Consider the following 1,408-nt stretch of genomic DNA (forward strand, 5'->3'; position numbering starts at 1 on the left):
TATGGTCGAGATCTGATAGCAAGTCCTACTTGTAGGACGAAGTGGCAAATACCATGCTTCCAGGAAAAGCTTCTAAGCAATAGTTATAAACGAATCGTACCCTAAACCGACACAGGTGATCAGGTAGAGAATACCAAGGCGCTTGAGAGAACTCTGCTGAAGGAACTAGGCAAAATGGTACCGTAACTTCGGGAGAAGGTACGCTGCTGATGGTGATAGGACTTGCTCCTTGAGCTGTTGGCAGTCGCAGATACCAGGCTGCTGCAACTGTTTATTAAAAACACAGCACTCTGCAAACACGAAAGTGGACGTATAGGGTGTGATGTCTGCCCGGTGCTGGAAGGTTAATTGATGGGGTTAGCGTAAGCGAAGCTCTTGATCGAAGCCCCAGTAAACGGCGGCCGTAACTATAACGGTCCTAAGGTAGCGAAATTCCTTGTCGGGTAAGTTCCGACCTGCACGAATGACATAATGATGGCAGCGCTGTCTCCAGCAGAGACTCAGTGAAATCGAAATCGCAGTGAAGATGCTGTGTACCCGCGGCTAGACGGAAAGACCCCGTGAACCTTTACTACAGCTTTACATTGAACTTTGACCTGACTTGTGCAGGATAGGTGGGAGGCTTTGAAGCCGAGACGCTAGTCTTGGTGGAGCCAATCTTGAAATACCACCCTGGTCATGTTGGGGTTCTAACTCAGGTATAACAGTACCGAGGACAATGTATGGTGGGTAGTTTGACTGGGGCGGTCTCCTCCTAAAGAGTAACGGAGGAGTACGAAGGTGCGCTCAGACCGGTCGGAAATCGGTCGTAGAGTATAAAGGCAAAAGCGCGCTTAACTGCGAGACCCACAAGTCGAGCAGGTACGAAAGTAGGTCTTAGTGATCCGGTGGTTCTGTATGGAAGGGCCATCGCTCAACGGATAAAAGGTACTCTGGGGATAACAGGCTGATACCGCCCAAGAGTTCATATCGACGGCGGTGTTTGGCACCTCGATGTCGGCTCATCTCATCCTAGGGCTGAAGCAGGTCCTAAGGGTATGGCTGTTCGCCATTTAAAGAGGTACGCGAGCTGGGTTTAGAACGTCGTGAGACAGTTCGGTCCCTATCTACCGTGGGCGTTGGAAATTTGAGAGGAGCTGCTCCTAGTACGAGAGGACCAGAGTGGACGAACCACTGGTGTTCGGGTTGTCATGCCAATGGCATTGCCCGGTAGCTACGTTCGGATGGGATAACCGCTGAAAGCATCTAAGCGGGAAGCCCACCTCAAGATAAGATTTCCCTAAAGAGCCGTTCAAGACTAGGACGTTGATAGGCAGGGTGTGGAAGCACAGCGATGTGTGTAGCTAACCTGTACTAATTGCTCGTTTGGCTTGACCATACAACACCCAAGTGGTTTGTAATTATCTAT

General features: G+C 50.1%; 1 rRNA gene. It reads left to right on the forward strand.

Annotation, left to right across the window (positions count from 1 at the left end):
* A 23S ribosomal RNA gene (locus ACTXGO_RS13765) occupies positions 1-1,378 on the forward strand; the annotation flags it as partial.
* Positions 1,379-1,408 lie beyond the last annotated feature (30 nt).

This window comes from Psychrobacter sp. T6-1, assembly GCF_052258445.1.